The sequence below is a fragment of the Streptomyces sp. CA2R106 genome (assembly GCF_037034245.1).
GTDB lineage: Bacteria > Actinomycetota > Actinomycetes > Streptomycetales > Streptomycetaceae > Actinacidiphila.
In genome coordinates this window covers 107,084-124,623 of record NZ_JBAGKC010000019.1, presented here as the reverse complement: position 1 = coordinate 124,623, position 17,540 = coordinate 107,084, and the positions used below count along the sequence as shown (strand labels likewise).

Sequence of the window (17,540 nt, the reverse complement as noted above, 5' to 3'; positions counted from 1 at the left end):
GAGCCCCCCGGGCTGCTGTCAGCAACCACGCCCGGTCGCGCCGCGCCGGTTCCCCCCGGCGGCGGACGGGGCGCCACGCGGCGGCGTCAGAAGTACGTGCGGACGTACGACGTGACCGTGCCGTCCGCCCGGGCGACCGGGATGAGCACCCACTTGTCGAAGGTGGTGCACGGGTGGGACACGCCCAGCGCCACCCAGTCGCCGACCTCCAGGCCGTCCCCGGGCGGCACCCGCAACCAGGCGTGCTGGTCGGAGAGCTTGACCACCTCCAGCCCCTCCGGCGCGGCGCGGGTCGAGCCGTCGCGGGCCGAGCGGACCGTGCGGGGCGCGGGCAGCCCGAGGTCGTAAGGGGCGTCGCGCTTGCCGGCGTTGAGGAACGCCTGGTCCGGCGCGGGCCGGGAGACCACCTGCGCCCACAGCCGGAAGGCCGGTTGCAGGTCGCCGTCGGCGGGCACCCGGTTGAAGGGGGTGATCCGCCGGTAGTGGTCGTCGTCATGGGTGACGTACGCGCCCGAGCGCAGCAGCCGCAGCACCGGGCGGGACAGCTCCGGGACGTCGGCCAGGACGTCGGCGACCGCGTCGAACCACGCCGAGCCGCCCGCGCTGACGATGATCTCCTCGGCGTCCGCGAAGTGTCCGGCCCGGTCGAGCGCGGCCGCGAGCGCCACCAGCCGGTTCAGGTAGTCCCGGACCCGCTCGGGGTCGGCCGCCGGCACCTCGCCCTCGTAGCCGGCCACGCCCACCAGGCGCAGCGCGCCCGCCGCCGACACCGCCGCCGCGACGGCCTGCGCCTCGCGGTCGGTGCGCACCCCGGTCCGCGCGCCCTGCCCGGCGCCCAGCTCCACCACCACGTCCAGCCGCCGCCGTACCCCGGCCGCGCGCAGCTCGGCGTCCATCAGCTCGACCGCGCGCAGCGAGTCGACGTAGGCGACGAAGGTGAAGTCCGGGTCGGCGTCCAGTTCGGCGCCGACCCAGCGCAGCGCGGCCGCGTCGACCAGCTGGTTGGCCAGGAAGATCCGCGGCACCCCGAACGCCCGTGCCACCCGCACCTGGTGGGGTACGGCCAGGGTGATCCCCCAGGCGCCGCGGGCGAGTTGGCGGGCGAACAGCTGCGGGGCCATCGACGTCTTGCCGTGCGGGGCGAAGGCCAGCCCGTACCGGGCGGTGTACTCCTCCAGCGCGGCCAGGTTGTGCTCCAGGGCCTCCTCGGACAGCACGAGCAGCGGGGTGGTGAAGCCGCCGCCGAACAGGTCGCGGCGCTGCGCGGCCAGTTCGCCCACGGTCAGCCCCTCGGCGTCCGGCGGCAGGCCCTTGAACCGGTGGTCGACCCGCTCGCCGTCCAGCGCCGCGACCTGCTCGTCGATGTCCATCCACCCTCCCGGGAGGCGCTCCGGCGGTGCCGGCGTCTCGTCGTACCGCCGTTGCGCTGTGTGCAACGGCCGTTGCGTATCTTGTCCTCCGTTGTCTAACATCCTGGTCGGCGCGAGGTCAACGGGCGCCGAGGACCGGCCGCCCGCCGCCCCGACGAGAACGGAGACCCGCGTGAGCGCACCGCCGAGCACCGAACGCGTCGACGTGGTGTGCCTGGGCGAGTCCATGGTCACCTTCGTGCCCTCCCGGCCCGGCCCGCTCGCCGACGTCCCCTCCTTCGACCGGGCCATCGGCGGCGCGGAGTCCAACGTGGCCTGCACGCTCGCCCGCGCCGGGCACGCCACCAGCTGGGTGAGCCGGGTCGGCGCGGACGGCTTCGGCGACCACCTGGTGGACACCATCGCCGCGGCGGGCGTGGACGTCGGCGCGGTGCAGCGCGACCCGCACCGGCCCACCGGCGTCTACTTCCGCACCGCGCAGGAGCGCGCCACCACCCTCGACCGCCGCGCCGGCCGCGCCGAGGTCGTCTACTACCGCAAGGGCTCGGCGGCCTCCGCGCTGTCGCCCGCGCTGGTGCGCCGCCGCGACGTGTGGGCCGGCCGGGTGCTGCACCTGACCGGCATCACCGGCGCGCTCTCGGCGACCTGCCAGGCCCTGATGACCCGCCTCACCCACCGCGAACCCGGCCGCCCGCTGGTCTCCTTCGACGTCAACCACCGCCCCGCGCTGTGGCGGGACGCCGACCCCTGGCGGCTGGCCGACCTCGCCCGCGGCTGCGACCTGGTCTTCGTCGGGGAGGACGAGGCCCAGGCGGCCTGGGGCCTGCCCGACGCGGACGCGGTACGGGCCGCGCTGCCGGAGCCGGCGGTGCTGGTGGTCAAGCAGGGCGCCGCCGGGGCCACGGTGTTCGTCGCGCAGCAGTCCCGGCTGCCCGCGGAACTGGCCGGCCTGGGCTCGGCCGACGGGCCGGAAGGAGCCGCCCGGCCGCACACCGCGGCCGGCGGCGGTGTGCGGCTGCACGTGCCCGCACCGGCCGTGGACGTGGTCGCGCACGTCGGCGCGGGCGACGCCTTCGCCGCCGGGTTCCTGTCGGCGACGCTGCGCGGGTTGCCGCTGCGCGACCGGATGCGCCACGGCCACCTGCTGGCCGCCGCGGCACTGACCGTGCCCGACGACCTCGCGGTGCCGCCGCCGCGGGCGCGCTGCGACGCGCTGGCGGCGCTCGACGACGAGGCGTGGGCCGGGCTGCGGCTGGGCCCGGGGTGGACCCGGGCGGCGGCCGCGGGGGTGCCGGGATGAGCCAGACCGTGGACCGGGCGCTGAGCATCCTGCCGCTGCTCGCCGAGGGACCGGCCGGCCTGGAACAGGTCGCCACCCGGCTGGGCGTGCACAAGTCGACCGCGCTGCGGCTGCTGCGCACCCTGCACGAGCACGGCCTCGTCTACCGCCAGCAGGACCAGCGCTACCGGCTCGGCGCCCGCCTGTTCGCACTCGCCCAGCAGGCCGTCGAAGCGCTGGACATCCGCGAGATCGCCCACCCGCACCTGGCCGCGCTCAACGAACGCACCGGCCACACCGTGCACTTGGCGGTGTACGAGCAGGGCGAGGTGGTCTACATCGACAAGGTGGACAGCCGCTACCCGGTGCGGATGTACTCCCGGATCGGCCGCCCGGTCGCCATCACGGTCGCCGCCGTCGCCAAACTGCTGCTGGCCGACCTGCCCGAACCCGAGCGGCGCGCGGTCGCCGAACGGCTGGACTACCCGCGCTACACCGCCCGTTCGACGCCGGACGCGGCCGCGTTCCTCGCGGAGCTGGCCCGGGTGCGCGAGCAGGGCTGGGCGAGCGACCTCGGCGGCCACGAGGAGTCCATCAACTGCGTCGGCGCGCCGATCCACGGCCCCGACGGCCGGGTCTGCGCGGCGATGTCCGTCTCCGCCCCCAACGTGGTGGTCGGCGCCGAGGAGTTGCTGCGGCTGCGCCCGCTGATCCTGCGGACCGCCTACGCGGTGGGGGAGGAGCTGTCCGGCCAGTCGGCCGGCGGCCCGCGCGACGACGACCCAGGCCCCCGCGGCCACCACCTTGACGAAGACGAACCGAGCGACGAGGACACCGACGCATGAGCGACCACCCCAAGACCGCGATCACCCCGCCCACGCACACCGTCCCGCCGGCGAAGTTCTCGCACGGCGTGCGCAAGGGCAACATCCTCCAGGTCGCCGGCCAGGTCGGTTTCCTGCCCGCGGTGGCGGGCCAGGCCCCGACCCCGGCCGGCCCGACGCTGCGCGAGCAGACCCTCCAGACCCTCGCGAACGTGGAAGCGGTGCTCACCGCGGGCGGCGCGAGCTGGGAGGACGTGGTGATGGTCCGCGTCTACCTCACCGACACCGCGCACTTCGCCGAGCTGAACGACCTCTACAACGCCTACTTCGCCGACCTGGAGCAGCCGCCCGCGGCCCGTACGACGGTCTACGTCGGCCTGCCCGCCGGCCTGCTGATCGAGATCGACGCGCTGGCCGTCCTGGGCTGAACCGCCGCGCCGGCCGTCCTGGGCCGAACCGCCGCCCCTGGCAGGGCACCACACGAAGGGAGCGCCCCCCGGCCGGGGGACGCTCCCTTCGCTTCTCTTGCCGCGGGTGGTGCCGGCTACGGCATCGCGTGGACGTGCGCGCCGACCGTGTTCGACCAGGAGTTCCCGTTGGACGCGTCCCAGTTCGTGGACCAGGTCATGGCGCCGCGGATGGTGGGCCACTTGGCCGAGGGGTGGAAGGTGCCGCAGTTGGTGCCGCTGGCCAGGCAGTCGAGCGCGTTGTCGACCACCGTCGGGGAGACGTAGCCGGAGCCGGCCGCGCTGCTGGAGGCCGGGGTACCGATGCCGACCTGGGACGGGTCCAGCCCGGCCTGGATCGCGGTGCAGGCCAGCGTGGTGATGAAGTCCACGCTGCCCTGGCTGTAGACGCCGCCGTCGCAGCCGTTCATCGAACCGCTGTTGTAGTACTGGGTGTTGACGACCGTCAGGATGTCCTTGATCTTCAGCGCGGTGGCCAGGTAGTCACTGGAGGCCGAGAGCATGTCGATGGTCTGCGGCGCCATCGTGATGATCAGGCCGGAACCGGCCTTCGCGCTGAGGTCGCGCAGCGCCTGCGACATGTAGGTGGAGTCGATCCCGTTCTCCAGGTCGATGTCCACGCCGTTGAAGCCGTAGGTCTGCATGAGGCTGTAGACGCTGTCGGCGAAGTTCGTCGCCGAGGCCGAGTCGCGCACCGAGATGGTGCCGTTCTGCCCGCCGACGGAGATCACCACCTTCTTGCCCGCCGCCTGCTTGGCCGCGATGTCCGCCTTGAACTGGGCGTCGCTGTAGTTCAGCGCCGGGTCCAGGGAGAAGGTGACCGCGCCGGGCGTGGTGGTGGCGGTGGCGAAGGCCACGGCGATGATGTCGTACTGGTTCTGCACCTGCGCCAGGGTCTGCACGGCCGCGCCGTTGTCGAAGTCCTGCCAGTAGCCGGTCACCGCGTGCGCGGGGACGTCGGTGGCCGGCGGGTTCGTCGGCGGCGTGGTGGGGGGTGTGGTCGGGGGAGTGGTGGGCGGGGTCGTCGGGGGAGTGGTGGGGGGCGTGGTCGGCGGGGTGGTCGCGGTACCGCCCGGGCCGGTCAGGGTCACGTCGTCGGCGTAGTAGGCGGGTTGGGCGTACCAGCCGTGGGTGTAGACGGTCACCGAGGTGGTGCTCGCGCCGGTGGTGAACTTGACGCTGAGCTGGCTGTAGGAGGAGGCGCTCGGGGTCCAGGTGGACGGGTCGGTGCCGCCGGTGCCGGTCGCGCCGAGGTAGACGTACGACCCCTGCACCCAAGCGCTGAGGGTGTAGGAGGAGTTGGGCTGCACGCTGATCGTCTGCGTGCACTGCCCGGTGTCGCTCGCGGTCGGGGTGGCCTTGAGCGCGCTCGACCCGGAGTGCACGGGGCTGGTGACGACGGCGCCGCTGCCGGCGCTGCACGTCCAGCCCGAAAGCCCGCTCTCGAAGCCGGAGTCGGTGACCAGGTTGGTGTCGGCGGCGGACGCGGCGCCCTGGGTGACGAGTGCGACGCCCGAGCCGATGACGGCGGCGGCGCTGAGCCCGGCGACCAGCCGGCGCCGCAACGTCGCCGCGGACCTCGCATGGCTTGCTGGGTGCTGATTCGCGCGCGATGCACGTTCCACGACTGCCTCCTGGGGGCAAGGAGTTGGGGGGTGGTGGGGTGTGCGGGTGACCCGGTGGCCATCGTTGGCATGGACACAGGTAATAGGGAGAAAGTTGGTCCAGACCAATAAGGTTGTCAAGACCCCTGGTGGACACCGGTCGTTCACGGTTTCCGATCCGCGACTTTCCGCGCTCAACCTGCTACACGTCGATAAGCTGACCACCGCGTACAGCCGGGCGGACCCCCGCTCGACCCGGCCGGCGCACCGCAGATGGGGAGGTGCCGCATGCCGAGCGTCATCACGGTGACCGCGGACGACCTCGCGCTGCCGCTGGAGGAGCACGTGGTGCGCACCTCCGCCGCCTTGGACGCGCACGGCCATCTGATCGCCCTCGCCCCCGCCGAGGCGGACGACCCCGCCCGGCGCCGCATGCACACCGTGCGCTCCGCGCTGGAGGGCGACCGGATCGCCATCGTGCCGCTGACCCTGCCCCCGCTGGCCCGCACCCTGCTCGGCGAGCAACTGCGGCAGCTGTCCGGCACCGACCTGGGCCCCGGCGTGCTGGCCGGCGCCGCCCGCCTGCTCTCGTACTACCTGCACTCCGGCGCGCTGCTGGCCTCCGTCAGCAAGCTGGACCGGGTGCCGGTCGGCGTCGGCAGCCACGTCAAGTCCCTCGTGCCCGGGCGGCACTTCGCGGTGCTCGCCCACCCCGAGCCCTACCTCGGCGAGGCCGACGCGGCCCACGTGCCGCCCGGTCCCTCCTACGCCACGCAGCTCGCGGTGGCCGGCAGCGGCCTGGACCCCGGCTGGGTGGCCGGGCCGCTCGCCGCCGGCTGGCAGACACAGGCCCTTCGGGAGGTGCCGCTGCCCGCCGACTCCGCCCGCTGGTGGGGCACCTCGCGACTGGTCGAGTTCACCGCGTACATCGCCGACGTCGGCATGCTCTACCAGCTCGTCACCTCGGTGCGCCGCGACACCTGCACCTGGTGCGGACTCGAAGTCATCGGCGACCAGTGCCTGTTCTGCGCCACCAAGGTCGGCGAGCGCACCACCCCCGCCCGGCACGCCGCCGCCCGCCCGCCCGACCGGGCCGTGGAGACGCCGCGCCGCCCCCAACTCGAACCCCACAAGCGATAGGTCCACCCGCCCATGAACTCACGTCAGCGCCGTGGCGTCGTCCTCCTGGTGGTCTCCGTGGTCTGCGCGGTCGCCGCCTTCGCCGGGGTGCTCGCCGTCGTCAACAACGCCCGCACCCAGGTGGGCCAGAAGGTGACGGCGTACGAACTGACCGCCGACGTGCCCGCGTACACCGCGCTGGACTCCTCGAAGGTGCGCCGGATATCCATGCCGAAGCGGTGGCTGCCGGACACCGCGGTACGCGACCTCGGCGCGCTCCAGGGGAAGATCGCCGCGGTCGCGCTGAAGAAGGGCTCGCTGCTGGAGTCCGACATGGTCGCCGCGCGGCCCGAACTCAAGCCGGGGCAGATGGAGATCGCCATCATGATCGACGCGGAGACCGGGGTGGCCGGCAAGATCACCCCCGGCGCCAAGGTGAACATCTTCGCCACCTTCGCCGGCCGCAAGGACACCGACCCGGACGTCTCGAAGATCATCGTGGCGAACGCGTCCGTGCTGGACGTCGGCCAGATCAAGGCGTTCGACAAGAACGAGGACGCGCAGCGGCTGTCCGAGGAGGGCGTCCCGATCACCTTCGCACTCGACGCCGCCGACGCCCAACGCGTCGCGTACGCCGAGTCGTTCGCCGAGCACGTCCGGCTCGCGCTGGTCGCCCCCGGCGACACCGCGGCGCCCCCGGACAGCGACCGCACCTACACGCTCTCCGGCGACACGTCCGCGGGAGCCGGGCGATGAGGCCGGGCGCGGCCCCGGGCCGCCGCCCCGGCCGCCCCCGCACGGCGGCGCGCCGGTCGGACCGGGGAGGGCCGAGATGACCGTACGCATCCTCGCCGGCACAGCGGACGCCGACACCGCCCGCGCGCTGCTCGGCCTGCTCGGCCAACTCCCGGGCGCCGAACCGGCACCGGCCCTGCCCAGTTCCACCGCCCTGCTCGACGCGCTCGCCCGCGCCGCCGAGTCGGGCGTCGAGGAGCTGCCCGAGGTCGTCGTCGTCCACGACCTGATCGGCCCGATGCCCGGCCTGGACCTGGTCCGGGACATCGCGCTGCGCTTCCCCGCGGTCGGCGTGGTGCTGCTCACCGCCGACCCCAGCCCGTCGATGCTCGCCTCCGCGATGAACTCCGGCGCCCGCGGCGTGATCGGACTGCCGCTGGCCTACGACGAGTTGGGCGCCCGCGTGGAGGCCGCGGCCGCCTGGGCGGACGGGGTGCGCCGCCACCTCGCGCCCGGCCGGACCGCGCTGCCCGCCGTCGCCGGCGGCACCCTGGTCGCGGTGGCCGGCGCCAAGGGCGGCGTCGGCACCACCGTCACCGCCGTCCAACTCGCCCTGGCCGCCCACGCGTCCGGCCGCTCCACCGCCCTGGTCGACCTCGACCTGCAAGGCGGCGACGTCGCGTCGTACCTGGACGTGCAGTTCCGCCGCTCCGTCGCCGACCTGGCCGACATCGCCGACGTCTCCTCCCGCGTGCTGAACGACGCGATGTACGTCCACGAGTCGGGGATCGCGCTGCTGCTCGCCCCCGCCGAGGGCGAGCGCGGCGAGGAGGTCACCGACCGCGCCGCCCGCCTGGTGCTGACCGCCCTGCGGCAGCGGTACGAGGTCGTCGTCGTGGACTGCGGCACCCAGGTCACCAGCGCCAACGCCGTCGCCGTCGAGACCGCCGACACCGCCGTGCTGGTCACCACCCCCGACGTCGTCGCCGTACGCGCCGCCAAGCGGATGGTGCGGATGTGGGACCGGTTGCAGGTCCGCAAGGCGCAGGACACCACCACCGCGGTCAACCGCTACACCCGCGGCAGCGAGATCCAGCCGTCGCTGGTCGGCCGGATCACCGGCACGAAGGTCGCCGAGGCGGCGATCCCGGCCGGCTTCCGCGAACTCCAGCCCGTCATCGACGCCGGACGCCTGCACGACCTGGACGGCCGCTCCGCCGTCCGCGGCGGGATCTGGTCGCTGGCCGGGGAGTTGGGCCTGGTCACCGCGGTGGCGCCGACCGGGAGGTCCGGCGGGAAGCGGCTGCGCCGCGCCGACCGGGACCGCGGCCAGGTCACCCTGGAGACGCTCGGCATGACCCCGGTCATCCTGATCACGCTGATCCTCGTCTGGCAGGCGGTGCTGGCCGGCTACACCTTCACCCTCGCGGGCAACGCCGCCGACCAGGCCGCCCGGGCCGCCGCCGTCGGGTCCGACTTCCACGCGGCCGCGGCCGACGACCTCCCGGGCGCGTGGGCCTCCGGCATGCAGGGACCGGACGTCGGTCGCGCCGACGGGCAGGTCTCCGTCTCCCTCGGGCTGAAGGTGCCGGTGCTCTTCCCGGGCGCCATCGACTTCCCCGTCACCGTGCACGGGCACGCCTCCACGGTCGACGAGACCGCCACGCAGGGCGTGAACCCGTGAGACGCCGGGGCGGTCCCGAGCGGAGCCGGGGCGGACGGTTCGGCGGGCGGCCCGGTGGGCGGCTCGCGGTGCGGCGCTCGGCCGGTCAGGCGTCGCTTGAATACCTCGGCATGCTGCCCTTCCTCCTGCTCATCGCCCTCGCGGGCATCCAGCTCGGCATCGCCGCCTACTGCGGCTCACAGGCCGGCACCGCGGCCCGCACCGCCGCCCGCACCGCCGCGCTGCACGGCACGCAGGGCGGCACCACCGCCGGCGCCCAGGCGGGCCAGGACGCGGTCAGCGGCTGGATCGACCCCGACATCAGCTGGCCGGTGGACAACCCCGAGCAGATCACCGCGCGTGCCACCGTCAGCATCCCGTCCGTCCTGCCCGGGGTCCACCTGTTCGGGCCGGTGCACCGCGACGCGACCATGCCGAAGGAGGACTGGACGCCATGAGCCTGCGTGCCCGCCTCGCCGTCGAAGAGGCCACCCCGCAGACCCAGGAGGGCCACCTCGTGGCCGTCTACCGGGCCAAGCTGCTCCAGGAGATCGACCTCGCGGAGATGTCCGCGCTGGCCGCCGCCGAGCGCCGCGCCCGCCTGGAGCGCGTCCTCGGCCACATCATCAGCCGCGAGGGCCCGGTGCTGTCCAGCGCCGAACGCGCCGCGCTGATCCGCCGGGTCGTCGACGAGGCCCTCGGCCTGGGCATCCTCGAACCGCTGCTGGAGGACCCCTCCGTCACCGAGATCATGGTCAACGGCCCGGACCGGATCTACGTCGAGCGCGGCGGCCGGGTCGAACTCGTCCCGGCCCGCTTCTCCTCCGCCGACCAGCTGCTCCAGACCATCGAGCGGATCGTCTCCACCGTCAACCGCCGCGTGGACGAGTCCAACCCGATGGTCGACGCCCGCCTGCCGTCCGGCGAGCGCGTCAACGTCATCATCCCGCCGCTGTCGCTGACCGGCCCGACGCTGACCATCCGCCGCTTCCCGCGCGCCTACACGCTCCAGGAACTCATCGAACTGGGCACCCTCGACGAGCACATGCTGCTCCTGCTGTCTGCGTTCGTCCGCGCCAAGTGCAACATCATCGTCAGCGGCGGCACCGGCTCCGGCAAGACCACCCTGCTCAACGCGCTGTCCGGACTGATCCCCGACGGCGAGCGGATCATCACCGTCGAGGACGCCGCCGAACTCCAGCTCCAGCAGGAGCACGTGATCCGGCTGGAGTCGCGCCCGCCGAACGTCGAGGGCGACGGCCGCATCACCATCCGCGACCTCGTGCGCAACTCCCTGCGCATGCGCCCGGACCGGATCATCGTCGGCGAGGTCCGCGGCGGCGAGACCCTCGACATGCTCCAGGCGATGTCCACCGGCCACGACGGCTCGCTGGCCACCGTGCACGCCAACTCCGCCGAGGACGCCGTACTGCGCCTCCAGACGCTGGCCTCCATGAGCGAGGTCAAGGTGCCCTTCGAGGCGCTGCGCGACCAGATCAACTCCGCGGTGGACGTCCTGGTCCAGCTCCAGCGGCACGTCGACGGCGCCCGGCGGATCGCCGAGATCGCCGTGCTGTCCTCCCGCGGCCGCGACACCTTCCGGCTCACCTCCGCCACCCGCTTCCGCGCCGAACCCCTCGGCGTCGACCGCATCGTCCGCGGCTGGTTCGAACACCGGCCGCTGCCCGGCGAGATCGGCGAGCGGCTCTACCTGTCCGGCGAGCACATCCCCGCCGCCTACGGCGTCGGCACCACCGCACTCGAACTCGACAGCCGGGAGGCGAAGTGACCGCCACCAGCCCCTTCGCCGCCGGAACCTCCCTCGCCGGCACCCTCCTCGCCGGCACCCAGTTCGCCTCCGGGCCCTACCCGCTGGCCGTGCTCGGCGCCGCCACCCTCGCACTCGCGCTCGGCGTGTGGGGCGTGCACGCCTGGTGGGGCGGCCGCGCCGACCGCGCCGCGCTGGTCGAGCGCCTCGCCGGGGAAGAGGGCGACGCCCCCGCCCGGCGGCCCGCGTTCGCCGCGCTCGACCGCCGGGTGCGCCGCTACGCCTGGGGCCGCCGGCTGGCCGGACGGCTCGCCGCCACCGGCACCAACCTCACCCCCGGCCAGTTCACCGCCGCCGTCGCCGGTGTCGTCGTCGCCGCCTGGGTGGTCGCCGCGACGCTCCTCGCACCGTTCTTCGGGCCGATCGCCGCGCTGCTGGCCGGCTGGGCCGGCGTCTCCTTCCTGTCCTGGCGGCGCCGGGTGCGCAACGAGCGCTTCATCGCCCAACTCCCCGAACTCGCCCGGGTCCTGGCCAACGCCACCCAGGCCGGCCTGGCCCTGCGCACCGCGGTCTCCATGGCCGCGGAGGAGCTGGAGGCCCCCGCGGGCGAGGAGTTGAAGCAGGTCGCCGACGCCATGGCGCTCGGCCACTCCGTGGAGGACGCGCTCGGCGAGCTCCAGCAGCGGCTGCCCAGCCGCGAGTTGGTGGTGCTGGTCTCCACGCTGGTGCTCTCCAGCCGGGCTGGCGGCTCCCTGGTGGAGTCCCTGCGCAACCTCACCGTCACCCTGGAGGAGCGCAAGGAGACCCGCCGCGAGATCCGCACCCAGATGTCCCAGGTCACCGTCACCGCCTACGCGGTCCCGGTGATCGGCGTCGGCTCGCTGCTGCTGCTCAACCGGATCATGCCCGGCTCGCTGGCCGCGATGACCGGCTCGGGCATCGGCCGGATCTGCGTACTGGTCGCCCTGGCGCTGTACGTGGTCGGGTTCGCGCTCATCCGCCGGATGTCCCGGATCGACGTGTGAGGAGCCTGCCGCGATGACCCTGACCGGACTCGGCCTCGCCGTCCTCCTCGCCGCCGCCGTCGCCGGTGTCGTCCACGGCATCGGCCTGCTGCGCGCGGACGCCAAGCTCCCCGACGACCTCGCGCTCGCCCTGGAGGTCGGCCGCACCCGGACCACCCGCACCGGCAACGCCATCGACCGGGTCGGCATGCGCTGGGCGCCGATGGTGCTGCGCATGATGGGCCCGGCCCGGATCGCGAAGATGCGCGCCCGGATCGACCACGCCGGCCACCCCTACGGCCTCACCGTGGAGCGCTACGCCGCCCGCCGCGCGGTCTACGGCTTCCTCGGCGGCGTCGCCGCGCTGGCGCTGCTCACCCGCGGCAACTGGTTCCTCGCACTGCTGCTGCTCGCGTACGCCTGGTGGTGGGCGGACCTGGGGATCTGGCTGGCGGTGCGGCGGCGCCGCGACGACATCGAGCGCACCCTGCCGGACTTCCTCGACGTGCTCGCGGTCGTGGTCAGCGCCGGGCTCGGCTTCCGCCAAGCCCTGGAGCGGGTCAACTCCGTGTACCAGGGCCCCTGGTCGGACGAGATCCGGGTGGCGCTGCGGCAGATGGACGTCGGGGTCAGCCGCCGGGACGCCTTCGACCAGCTGCGCAAGCGCAACCGCAGCGACCAGGTGGGGCAGTTCGTCACGGCGCTCCAGCAGGGGGAGGAGCTGGGCGCGCCGATCGCGCGCACGCTGCTCCAGATCGCCACCGACATGCGCCGCACCGAGGCGCAGAACGCCCGCCGCCGCGCGGCGCGGATGGTGCCGCGTGCGACCGGGGTCATCACGATCCTGCTCGTCCCGGCCACCATGATCCTGCTCATCTCGGGCACGATCATCGGTTCGCAGATTCACTTCGGTGACCTCTTCGGGGGTGGGTGAGCCGGTTGTTTTGCGTGAACGGGGTACGACACAGCGTGAGTTCGCGTCATGCTGGCTCTGCGGGCGCGGACGCGCCCGCTTCGAGCGGCAGGAGCAGCGAAGGGCGGTGCGCCGTGCCCGACGAAACCGGCCGGCCGGAACCGGCCGCCGTGACCAGGAGCCAGGTGATCAGGAATGGGGCGAGCAATGAACAGGTGGGTTCTCCAGCACTACACGGACGCCGAGGTATGGCTCCGCACCCGCACGGACCGGCTGACCACCCGCCTGGCCACCCGCACGGCGACCCGCTCGGACCGCGGCCAGACCTCCTTCGAATACCTCGGCATCGCGGTGGTGATCGCCGTGATCATCGGAGTCCTGGCGGGAACGACGGACATCGGCAACACCATCAAGACCGCGATCACCAACACCATCAACAAGATCACCAGCGGCAGCGGCAAGTAAGGCGGCTCGGCGGCGACAGCGGCCAGACGGTCGGCCTCTACATCGTCGCCATCGGCGCGCTCTTCTTCCTGGCCTTCGCCTACTTCGCCGTCGGCCAGGCGGCGGTGACCCGCAACAGCGCCCAGACGGCGGCGGACTCGGCGGCGTTGGCGGCGGCCCGCGAGAACCGCGACGACGTCCAGGCAGCGTTTCTCGCCGCTTTGCAGGGCGACGACGTCGCGGCGCTCGCCCGCCTGCTCGAAAGCGCCAGCCTGGACGACGCGAAAGCCTGCGGCGCCGCCTCGGACTACGCGAACGCCAACGACGCTACGGTGGCCACGTGCGACTCGCTGGCCGACAAGCCCGGCTACACCGTCACCGTCATCACGAAGAGCACCGTGGGCAGTTCGGTGATCGACGGCACCGAGGACACCCATGCGAAGGCGACCGCGACCGCCGTGGTCGAACCCAGGTGCAGCTTCGGCAGCAAGGACGGCAGCGTCCTGCGGTTCACCTGTGACGGTAGTCCGCTCGCGATCGACCCGAAGGCGGGCGACTTCACACTGGACCTGTCGGACTTCTACTCCGTCCACCTGGCCAAGTCGCCACAGGACGATGAGCAGTGAGGGAATGGGGAGCGATGAGGTACGGGCGCAGGGCGACGACCGCGGTGGCATGCGCGGCCCTCGCCGTCGTGTCACTGGCCGGCTGCGGCGGAGGAGGCGGGAGCAAGGACGACGGCAAATCCTCTGCGTCGCCGAGTGCGTCCGTCCAGGCCACGAAGAGCGCAGGCGGCACGGACTCGCCGTCCCCGTCTGCGACTCAGGTGCTGGCCCAGATCAAGGGTGAGAGCGACATGCTCGTCACCATCAACTCCGCTGTGCGCGACTCCGGAGGGTTCGTCACGGTGGAGGGCACCGTGACCAACAACGGGCAGACCGCCTTCAGCGCCGACCTGTGGGTCGGGGAGGAGACCGCGCTCAGCCACTCGGGTGCGTCCGTCGCCGGGGCCGTGTTGGTGGATGAGGCGGGGAAGAAGCGGTACTACGTCCTGCGGGACACCGACGGGCGGTGCCTGTGCACCATGGGCCTGGTGGGCATCCAGCCCCAGGAGACCCGCCCCTTCTTCGCCCAGTTCCCCTCCCCCCCGGAGTCGACCACCTCCGTCGAGTTCGAACTGCCCACCATGCCCCCCGCCAAGATCTCCATCTCCGAGGGGTGACCCCGCCGTGACCCGCACACCCCACCCCCAGCCCCACCCCCACCCCGGGCCGCGGCACCGCCGGGCCGCCGCCGTGATCGGCGCCTCCGCGGCCGCCCTGATCCTCGTGTGCGCCGCCCCCGCCACCCCCGCGGCCGCGGACTCCACCCCGCCGCCCACCGCGGGCGACACCACCGCCACTCCGCCCGTGCAGGTCGACCCGAAGTCACCTGACCTGAAACTCCAGGCGGGCGCAACCCTCGCCCCGCCGAAGGTCCTCGACATCGTCTCGGTCACCGACCAGGGCTCGGTCTCCGCCAGCCAGCCCGAGGAGCGGCAGGAGACGTCGAACACGACGGTGACGTACGCCCTGCAGTCCGAGGTGCTGTTCACCAAGGACAGCGCGAAGCTCTCGGCGACCGCGACGTCCCGCATCCAGGCGATCGCCGGCGACATCAACGCGCAGCACGTCACCTCGGCCATCCGGGTCTTCGGCTTCACCGACAACCTGGGCAGCAGCACGCACGGCGACGTGCTGTCCAAGCAGCGGGCCACCGCCGTGTACAACGTGCTCGCCGCGCAGCTCGCCACGCTCGGCGACCCGAACCACACCTTCCAGGTCCGCGGCTACGGCGAGCAGTACCCGATCGCCGACAACTCGACCGAGGCCGGCCGCCGCGAGAACCGCCGGGTGGAGATCACCTTCACCCCGCCCGCGGCGTCGTAGCCCGGCGTGTCGTACCGCGGCGGACGGCGCCGGCGCGGTACGGTTCGAGTCCCCCCCTCGGGCCGGTTCGCGCTCCCCCCCTGCGAACCGGCCCGTTTTCCGTGCGGCACCGCGGCGCCGCCCGAGCCGGCGTCAGTCCCGTACCTCCAGGGTGACGCCCTTCGCCACACCCCATCGGGCGAACGCGCCCGCCTCCGCCTCCAGCACGTGCCGGGCCCGCAGCCGGGGGCGGCCCAGCCGGCCGGGCGGCATGGTGCGCACCGCGAGCACCCGCAGCCGCCGGTCGAGGTAGGCCACGTCGATGGCGAACCGCATCCGCACGGTGTGGATGCTGGACGCGGGGGTGAGCAGCAGCGCGCCGTCGATCCCGCTGCGGCCCAACAGGCCCCGGGTGCGGGCGCGGTAGGAGGCGGCGACGTGCAGCGGCACCTCGCCGGTGGGTGTGCGCAGCGCCCCCTCGCCGTCCCGCCAGCGTCGGCGCATGACCCGTTCCTCCCTCACGGCGCGGCCGCCCGTGTACGGTCGGCCCGGTGCATGTCTATCTGATCGCGGGCGCCGCCGTCTGGGGAATAGCGAGCGGGCTGCTGCTCCTGCCGCGTGCCGCCTACCGGTTGGCGGTCCCCGCCGGTGAGCCCTGGGCGGCGCTGTGCCCGGTGGACGCGCATCCCGTCGGGGGCTGGCTCGGCCCGGCCCGCTGCCCGCGGTGCCCGCGGGGGCAGCGGCGGTACGGCCCCGGGTACGGCGCCGCGCTCGGCTGCGCGCTGGTGTGCGCGGCGCTCGCCTGGCGGGTGGGCGGGCACCCCGAACTCGCGGTGTGGCTGCTGCTGGTGCCCGTCGGGGGCGTCCTCACGCGGGTCGACCTGGCCGTCCGCCGGCTGCCCGACGTCCTCACGCTGCCCGCGCTCGGCCTCACCGCGCTGCTGCTCGGGGGCGCCGCCCTGCTGCCGTCCGCGCAGGGCTCCTGGACCCGGGCGCTGATCGCCGCCGCCGTCCTGGGCGTGCTGTACGCGGTGCTGTTCTTCATCAACCCGGCCGGCATGGGGTTCGGCGACGTGAAGCTCGCCCCGACCCTCGGGCTGGTCCTGGGCTGGTACGGCTGGGGGGCCGTGGTGACCGGCACCTTCGCCGGTTTCCTGCTCGGCGCCGTGGTGGGGCTCGGCCTCATCGCCGCCCGCCGCGCCACCCGCAAGACCGCGATGCCCTTCGGCCCCTTCATGCTCGCCGGCACCCTGGCAGCGGTCCTGCTGGCCTGACCGCCGCCGGACGGCCGCCCGGATGCCCCGCCCGCCCGGATGCCCCGCCCGCCCGGGTGCCCCCGCACTGGGTGCACCCGGGCGGCCGGTGCTCAGGCGTCGCTGCTGACGCTCCACAGGTTCACGCCGGCCGGCTCCACCGCGTGGCGGTCGATCTCGGCCAGCTCCTCCGCGGTCAGCGGCGCCGCGCCGACGGCGGCGACGTTCGCCTCGAGCTGCGCGACGGACGAGGCGCCGATCAGCGCCGAGGTGACCCGTGGGTCCCGCAGCACCCAGGACAGGGCGAGCTGCGCCAGAGACTGGCCGCGGGCGGCGGCGACGTCGTTGAGGGCGCGCAGCCGGGTGATCGTCTCGTCGTTGACCAGCTCGGGGTCGAGCGACTTGCCCTGGGCGGCCCGCGAGTCGGACGGGATGCCGCCGAGGTACCGGTCGGTGAGCAGGCCCTGCGCCAGCGGCACGAAGCCGATGCAGCCCATGCCCTCCTCGTCGAGGACATCGAGCAGGCCCTCGTCCTCGATCCAGCGGTTGATCATCGAGTAGGACGGCTGGTGGATCAGCGCCGGCACGCCCAGCTCGCGCAGGATGCGGGCGGCCTCGCGGGTCCGCTCCGGGCCGTAGGAGGAGATGCCGACGTACAGCGCCTTGCCCTGCTGGACCGCGGTGGCCAGCGCGCCCATCGTCTCCTCGAGCGGGGTCTCCGGGTCGAAGCGGTGGGAGTAGAAGATGTCGACGTAGTCCAGGCCCATCCGGGACAGCGACTTGTCGAGCGAGGCGAGCAGGTACTTGCGGGAGCCCCACTCGCCGTAGGGCCCTGGCCACATGTCGTAGCCGGCCTTGGTGGAGATGACCAGCTCGTCGCGGTAGGGGCGGAAGTCCTGTGCGAAGAGGGTGCCGAAGTTCGCCTCGGCGGCGCCGTAGGGGGGGCCGTAGTTGTTGGCGAGGTCGAAGTGGGTGACCCCGAGGTCGAACGCGCGGCGCAGGATCGCGCGCTGCGAGTCCAGGGTGCGGTCGTCGCCGAAGTTGTGCCACAGGCCCAGCGAGACCGCCGGGAGCTTCAGGCCGCTGCGGCCGGTGCGGCGGTACTCCATCGTGTCGTAGCGCTCGTCGGCGGCGCGGTAGAGGTTTCTGATGTTCACCGCCTCTGCTTATCACGAGTGGTTGAAGCTTCT

The 17,540-nt window shown here is 73.7% G+C and carries 18 protein-coding genes and 1 pseudogene; 15 read left to right on the top strand and 4 right to left on the bottom strand.

Annotation, left to right across the window (positions count from 1 at the left end; translation table 11 throughout):
• Nucleotides 1-86: 86 nt before the first annotated feature.
• Nucleotides 87-1,370, bottom strand: a complete 1,284-nt coding sequence (locus tag WA788_RS24350; RefSeq protein WP_335980773.1) for an alanine racemase — start codon at nt 1,368-1,370, stop codon at nt 87-89.
• Between the two features lie 226 nt (nt 1,371-1,596).
• On the opposite strand from WA788_RS24350, the gene WA788_RS24345 reads away from it, so the two are divergent.
• From WA788_RS24345 to WA788_RS24335, 3 genes are read left to right on the top strand one after another with little or no spacing between them, the layout of a single operon-like run.
• Nucleotides 1,597-2,670 (top strand): sugar kinase, encoded by a 1,074-nt coding sequence (locus WA788_RS24345; RefSeq protein ID WP_335980804.1) that lies wholly within the window; start codon nt 1,597-1,599, stop codon nt 2,668-2,670.
• Nucleotides 2,667-3,494: an IclR family transcriptional regulator gene (locus tag WA788_RS24340; protein ID WP_335980772.1), complete on the top strand. Its 828-nt coding sequence runs from the start codon at nt 2,667-2,669 to the stop codon at nt 3,492-3,494. The genes WA788_RS24345 and WA788_RS24340 overlap by 4 nt, the downstream gene beginning before the upstream one ends.
• Nucleotides 3,491-3,901 (top strand): RidA family protein, encoded by a 411-nt coding sequence (locus WA788_RS24335; protein ID WP_335980771.1) that lies wholly within the window; start codon nt 3,491-3,493, stop codon nt 3,899-3,901. The genes WA788_RS24340 and WA788_RS24335 overlap by 4 nt, the downstream gene beginning before the upstream one ends.
• A 116-nt stretch (nt 3,902-4,017) precedes the next feature.
• On the opposite strand, the gene WA788_RS24330 is transcribed toward WA788_RS24335, so the two are convergent.
• Nucleotides 4,018-5,565 carry a chitinase gene (locus WA788_RS24330; protein WP_435172758.1) on the bottom strand — a complete coding sequence of 516 codons (1,548 nt, stop codon included), beginning with the start codon at nt 5,563-5,565 and terminating at the stop codon, nt 4,018-4,020.
• A gap of 267 nt (nt 5,566-5,832) precedes the next feature.
• Between WA788_RS24330 and WA788_RS24325 the strand changes: the two genes are divergently transcribed.
• The 11 genes and pseudogenes from WA788_RS24325 to WA788_RS24275 all read left to right on the top strand — a co-directional run bounded on the left by WA788_RS24325 (nt 5,833) and on the right by WA788_RS24275 (nt 15,118).
• Nucleotides 5,833-6,684, top strand: a complete 852-nt coding sequence (locus tag WA788_RS24325) for a hypothetical protein (RefSeq protein WP_335980770.1) — start codon at nt 5,833-5,835, stop codon at nt 6,682-6,684.
• A gap of 12 nt (nt 6,685-6,696) precedes the next feature.
• A complete protein-coding gene (gene cpaB / locus WA788_RS24320; protein ID WP_335980769.1) occupies nt 6,697-7,419 on the top strand; it encodes a Flp pilus assembly protein CpaB in 723 nt (240 codons plus the stop codon).
• Between the two features lie 76 nt (nt 7,420-7,495).
• The gene (locus WA788_RS24315; RefSeq protein WP_335980768.1) at nt 7,496-9,082 is read left to right on the top strand and encodes an AAA family ATPase; all 1,587 of its coding nucleotides are present in this window, start codon (nt 7,496-7,498) and stop codon (nt 9,080-9,082) included.
• A gap of 110 nt (nt 9,083-9,192) precedes the next feature.
• Entirely contained in the window at nt 9,193-9,519 is a 327-nt protein-coding gene (locus tag WA788_RS24310) for a TadE/TadG family type IV pilus assembly protein (RefSeq protein ID WP_443034090.1), read from the top strand.
• A complete protein-coding gene (locus WA788_RS24305) occupies nt 9,516-10,850 on the top strand; it encodes a CpaF family protein (RefSeq protein ID WP_335980767.1) in 1,335 nt (444 codons plus the stop codon). The genes WA788_RS24310 and WA788_RS24305 overlap by 4 nt, the downstream gene beginning before the upstream one ends.
• An 83-nt stretch (nt 10,851-10,933) precedes the next feature.
• Nucleotides 10,934-11,854, top strand: a complete 921-nt coding sequence (locus tag WA788_RS24300) for a type II secretion system F family protein (RefSeq protein ID WP_435125554.1) — start codon at nt 10,934-10,936, stop codon at nt 11,852-11,854.
• A 13-nt stretch (nt 11,855-11,867) separates the two neighbouring features.
• Complete coding sequence (locus tag WA788_RS24295) at nt 11,868-12,767, top strand: DUF5936 domain-containing protein (protein ID WP_335980766.1); 900 nt, start codon at nt 11,868-11,870, stop codon at nt 12,765-12,767.
• A 186-nt stretch (nt 12,768-12,953) separates the two neighbouring features.
• Complete coding sequence (locus tag WA788_RS24290; RefSeq protein WP_335980765.1) at nt 12,954-13,211, top strand: hypothetical protein; 258 nt, start codon at nt 12,954-12,956, stop codon at nt 13,209-13,211.
• 32 nt (nt 13,212-13,243) lie between these two features.
• Nucleotides 13,244-13,816: pseudogene (locus WA788_RS24285) on the top strand (pilus assembly protein TadG-related protein); the annotation flags it as partial.
• A 200-nt stretch (nt 13,817-14,016) separates the two neighbouring features.
• Entirely contained in the window at nt 14,017-14,412 is a 396-nt protein-coding gene (locus WA788_RS24280) for a hypothetical protein (protein ID WP_335980764.1), read from the top strand.
• A 7-nt stretch (nt 14,413-14,419) separates the two neighbouring features.
• Nucleotides 14,420-15,118 carry an OmpA family protein gene (locus WA788_RS24275; RefSeq protein WP_443034089.1) on the top strand — a complete coding sequence of 233 codons (699 nt, stop codon included), beginning with the start codon at nt 14,420-14,422 and terminating at the stop codon, nt 15,116-15,118.
• 132 nt (nt 15,119-15,250) lie between these two features.
• Here WA788_RS24275 and WA788_RS24270 read toward each other — a convergent pair whose 3' ends face one another.
• Nucleotides 15,251-15,601 (bottom strand): DUF192 domain-containing protein, encoded by a 351-nt coding sequence (locus WA788_RS24270; protein ID WP_335980763.1) that lies wholly within the window; start codon nt 15,599-15,601, stop codon nt 15,251-15,253.
• A 47-nt stretch (nt 15,602-15,648) separates the two neighbouring features.
• On the opposite strand from WA788_RS24270, the gene WA788_RS24265 reads away from it, so the two are divergent.
• The gene (locus WA788_RS24265; RefSeq protein ID WP_335980762.1) at nt 15,649-16,371 is read left to right on the top strand and encodes a prepilin peptidase; all 723 of its coding nucleotides are present in this window, start codon (nt 15,649-15,651) and stop codon (nt 16,369-16,371) included.
• 92 nt (nt 16,372-16,463) lie between these two features.
• Here the strand turns inward: WA788_RS24265 and mgrA are convergent, their stop codons facing one another.
• Nucleotides 16,464-17,507, bottom strand: coding sequence for an L-glyceraldehyde 3-phosphate reductase (mgrA, locus tag WA788_RS24260; protein ID WP_335980761.1), 1,044 nt, complete (start codon nt 17,505-17,507; stop codon nt 16,464-16,466).
• Nucleotides 17,508-17,540 lie beyond the last annotated feature (33 nt).

Bases quoted from the DNA above. Each gene is read 5' to 3' on its own strand.
- WA788_RS24270 (WP_335980763.1), bottom strand. From the start codon at position 15,601: ATGCGCCGACGCTGGCGGGACGGCGAGGGGGCGCTGCGCACACCCACC.
- WA788_RS24305 (WP_335980767.1), top strand. From the start codon at position 9,516: ATGAGCCTGCGTGCCCGCCTCGCCGTCGAAGAGGCCACCCCGCAGACC.
- WA788_RS24345 (WP_335980804.1), top strand. From the start codon at position 1,597: ATGGTCACCTTCGTGCCCTCCCGGCCCGGCCCGCTCGCCGACGTCCCC.
- WA788_RS24350 (WP_335980773.1), bottom strand. From the start codon at position 1,370: ATGGACATCGACGAGCAGGTCGCGGCGCTGGACGGCGAGCGGGTCGAC.
- WA788_RS24310 (WP_443034090.1), top strand. From the start codon at position 9,193: ATGCTGCCCTTCCTCCTGCTCATCGCCCTCGCGGGCATCCAGCTCGGC.
- WA788_RS24325 (WP_335980770.1), top strand. From the start codon at position 5,833: ATGCCGAGCGTCATCACGGTGACCGCGGACGACCTCGCGCTGCCGCTG.
- WA788_RS24315 (WP_335980768.1), top strand. From the start codon at position 7,496: ATGACCGTACGCATCCTCGCCGGCACAGCGGACGCCGACACCGCCCGC.
- WA788_RS24290 (WP_335980765.1), top strand. From the start codon at position 12,954: ATGAACAGGTGGGTTCTCCAGCACTACACGGACGCCGAGGTATGGCTC.
- cpaB (WP_335980769.1), top strand. From the start codon at position 6,697: ATGAACTCACGTCAGCGCCGTGGCGTCGTCCTCCTGGTGGTCTCCGTG.
- WA788_RS24295 (WP_335980766.1), top strand. From the start codon at position 11,868: ATGACCCTGACCGGACTCGGCCTCGCCGTCCTCCTCGCCGCCGCCGTC.
- WA788_RS24335 (WP_335980771.1), top strand. From the start codon at position 3,491: ATGAGCGACCACCCCAAGACCGCGATCACCCCGCCCACGCACACCGTC.
- WA788_RS24340 (WP_335980772.1), top strand. From the start codon at position 2,667: ATGAGCCAGACCGTGGACCGGGCGCTGAGCATCCTGCCGCTGCTCGCC.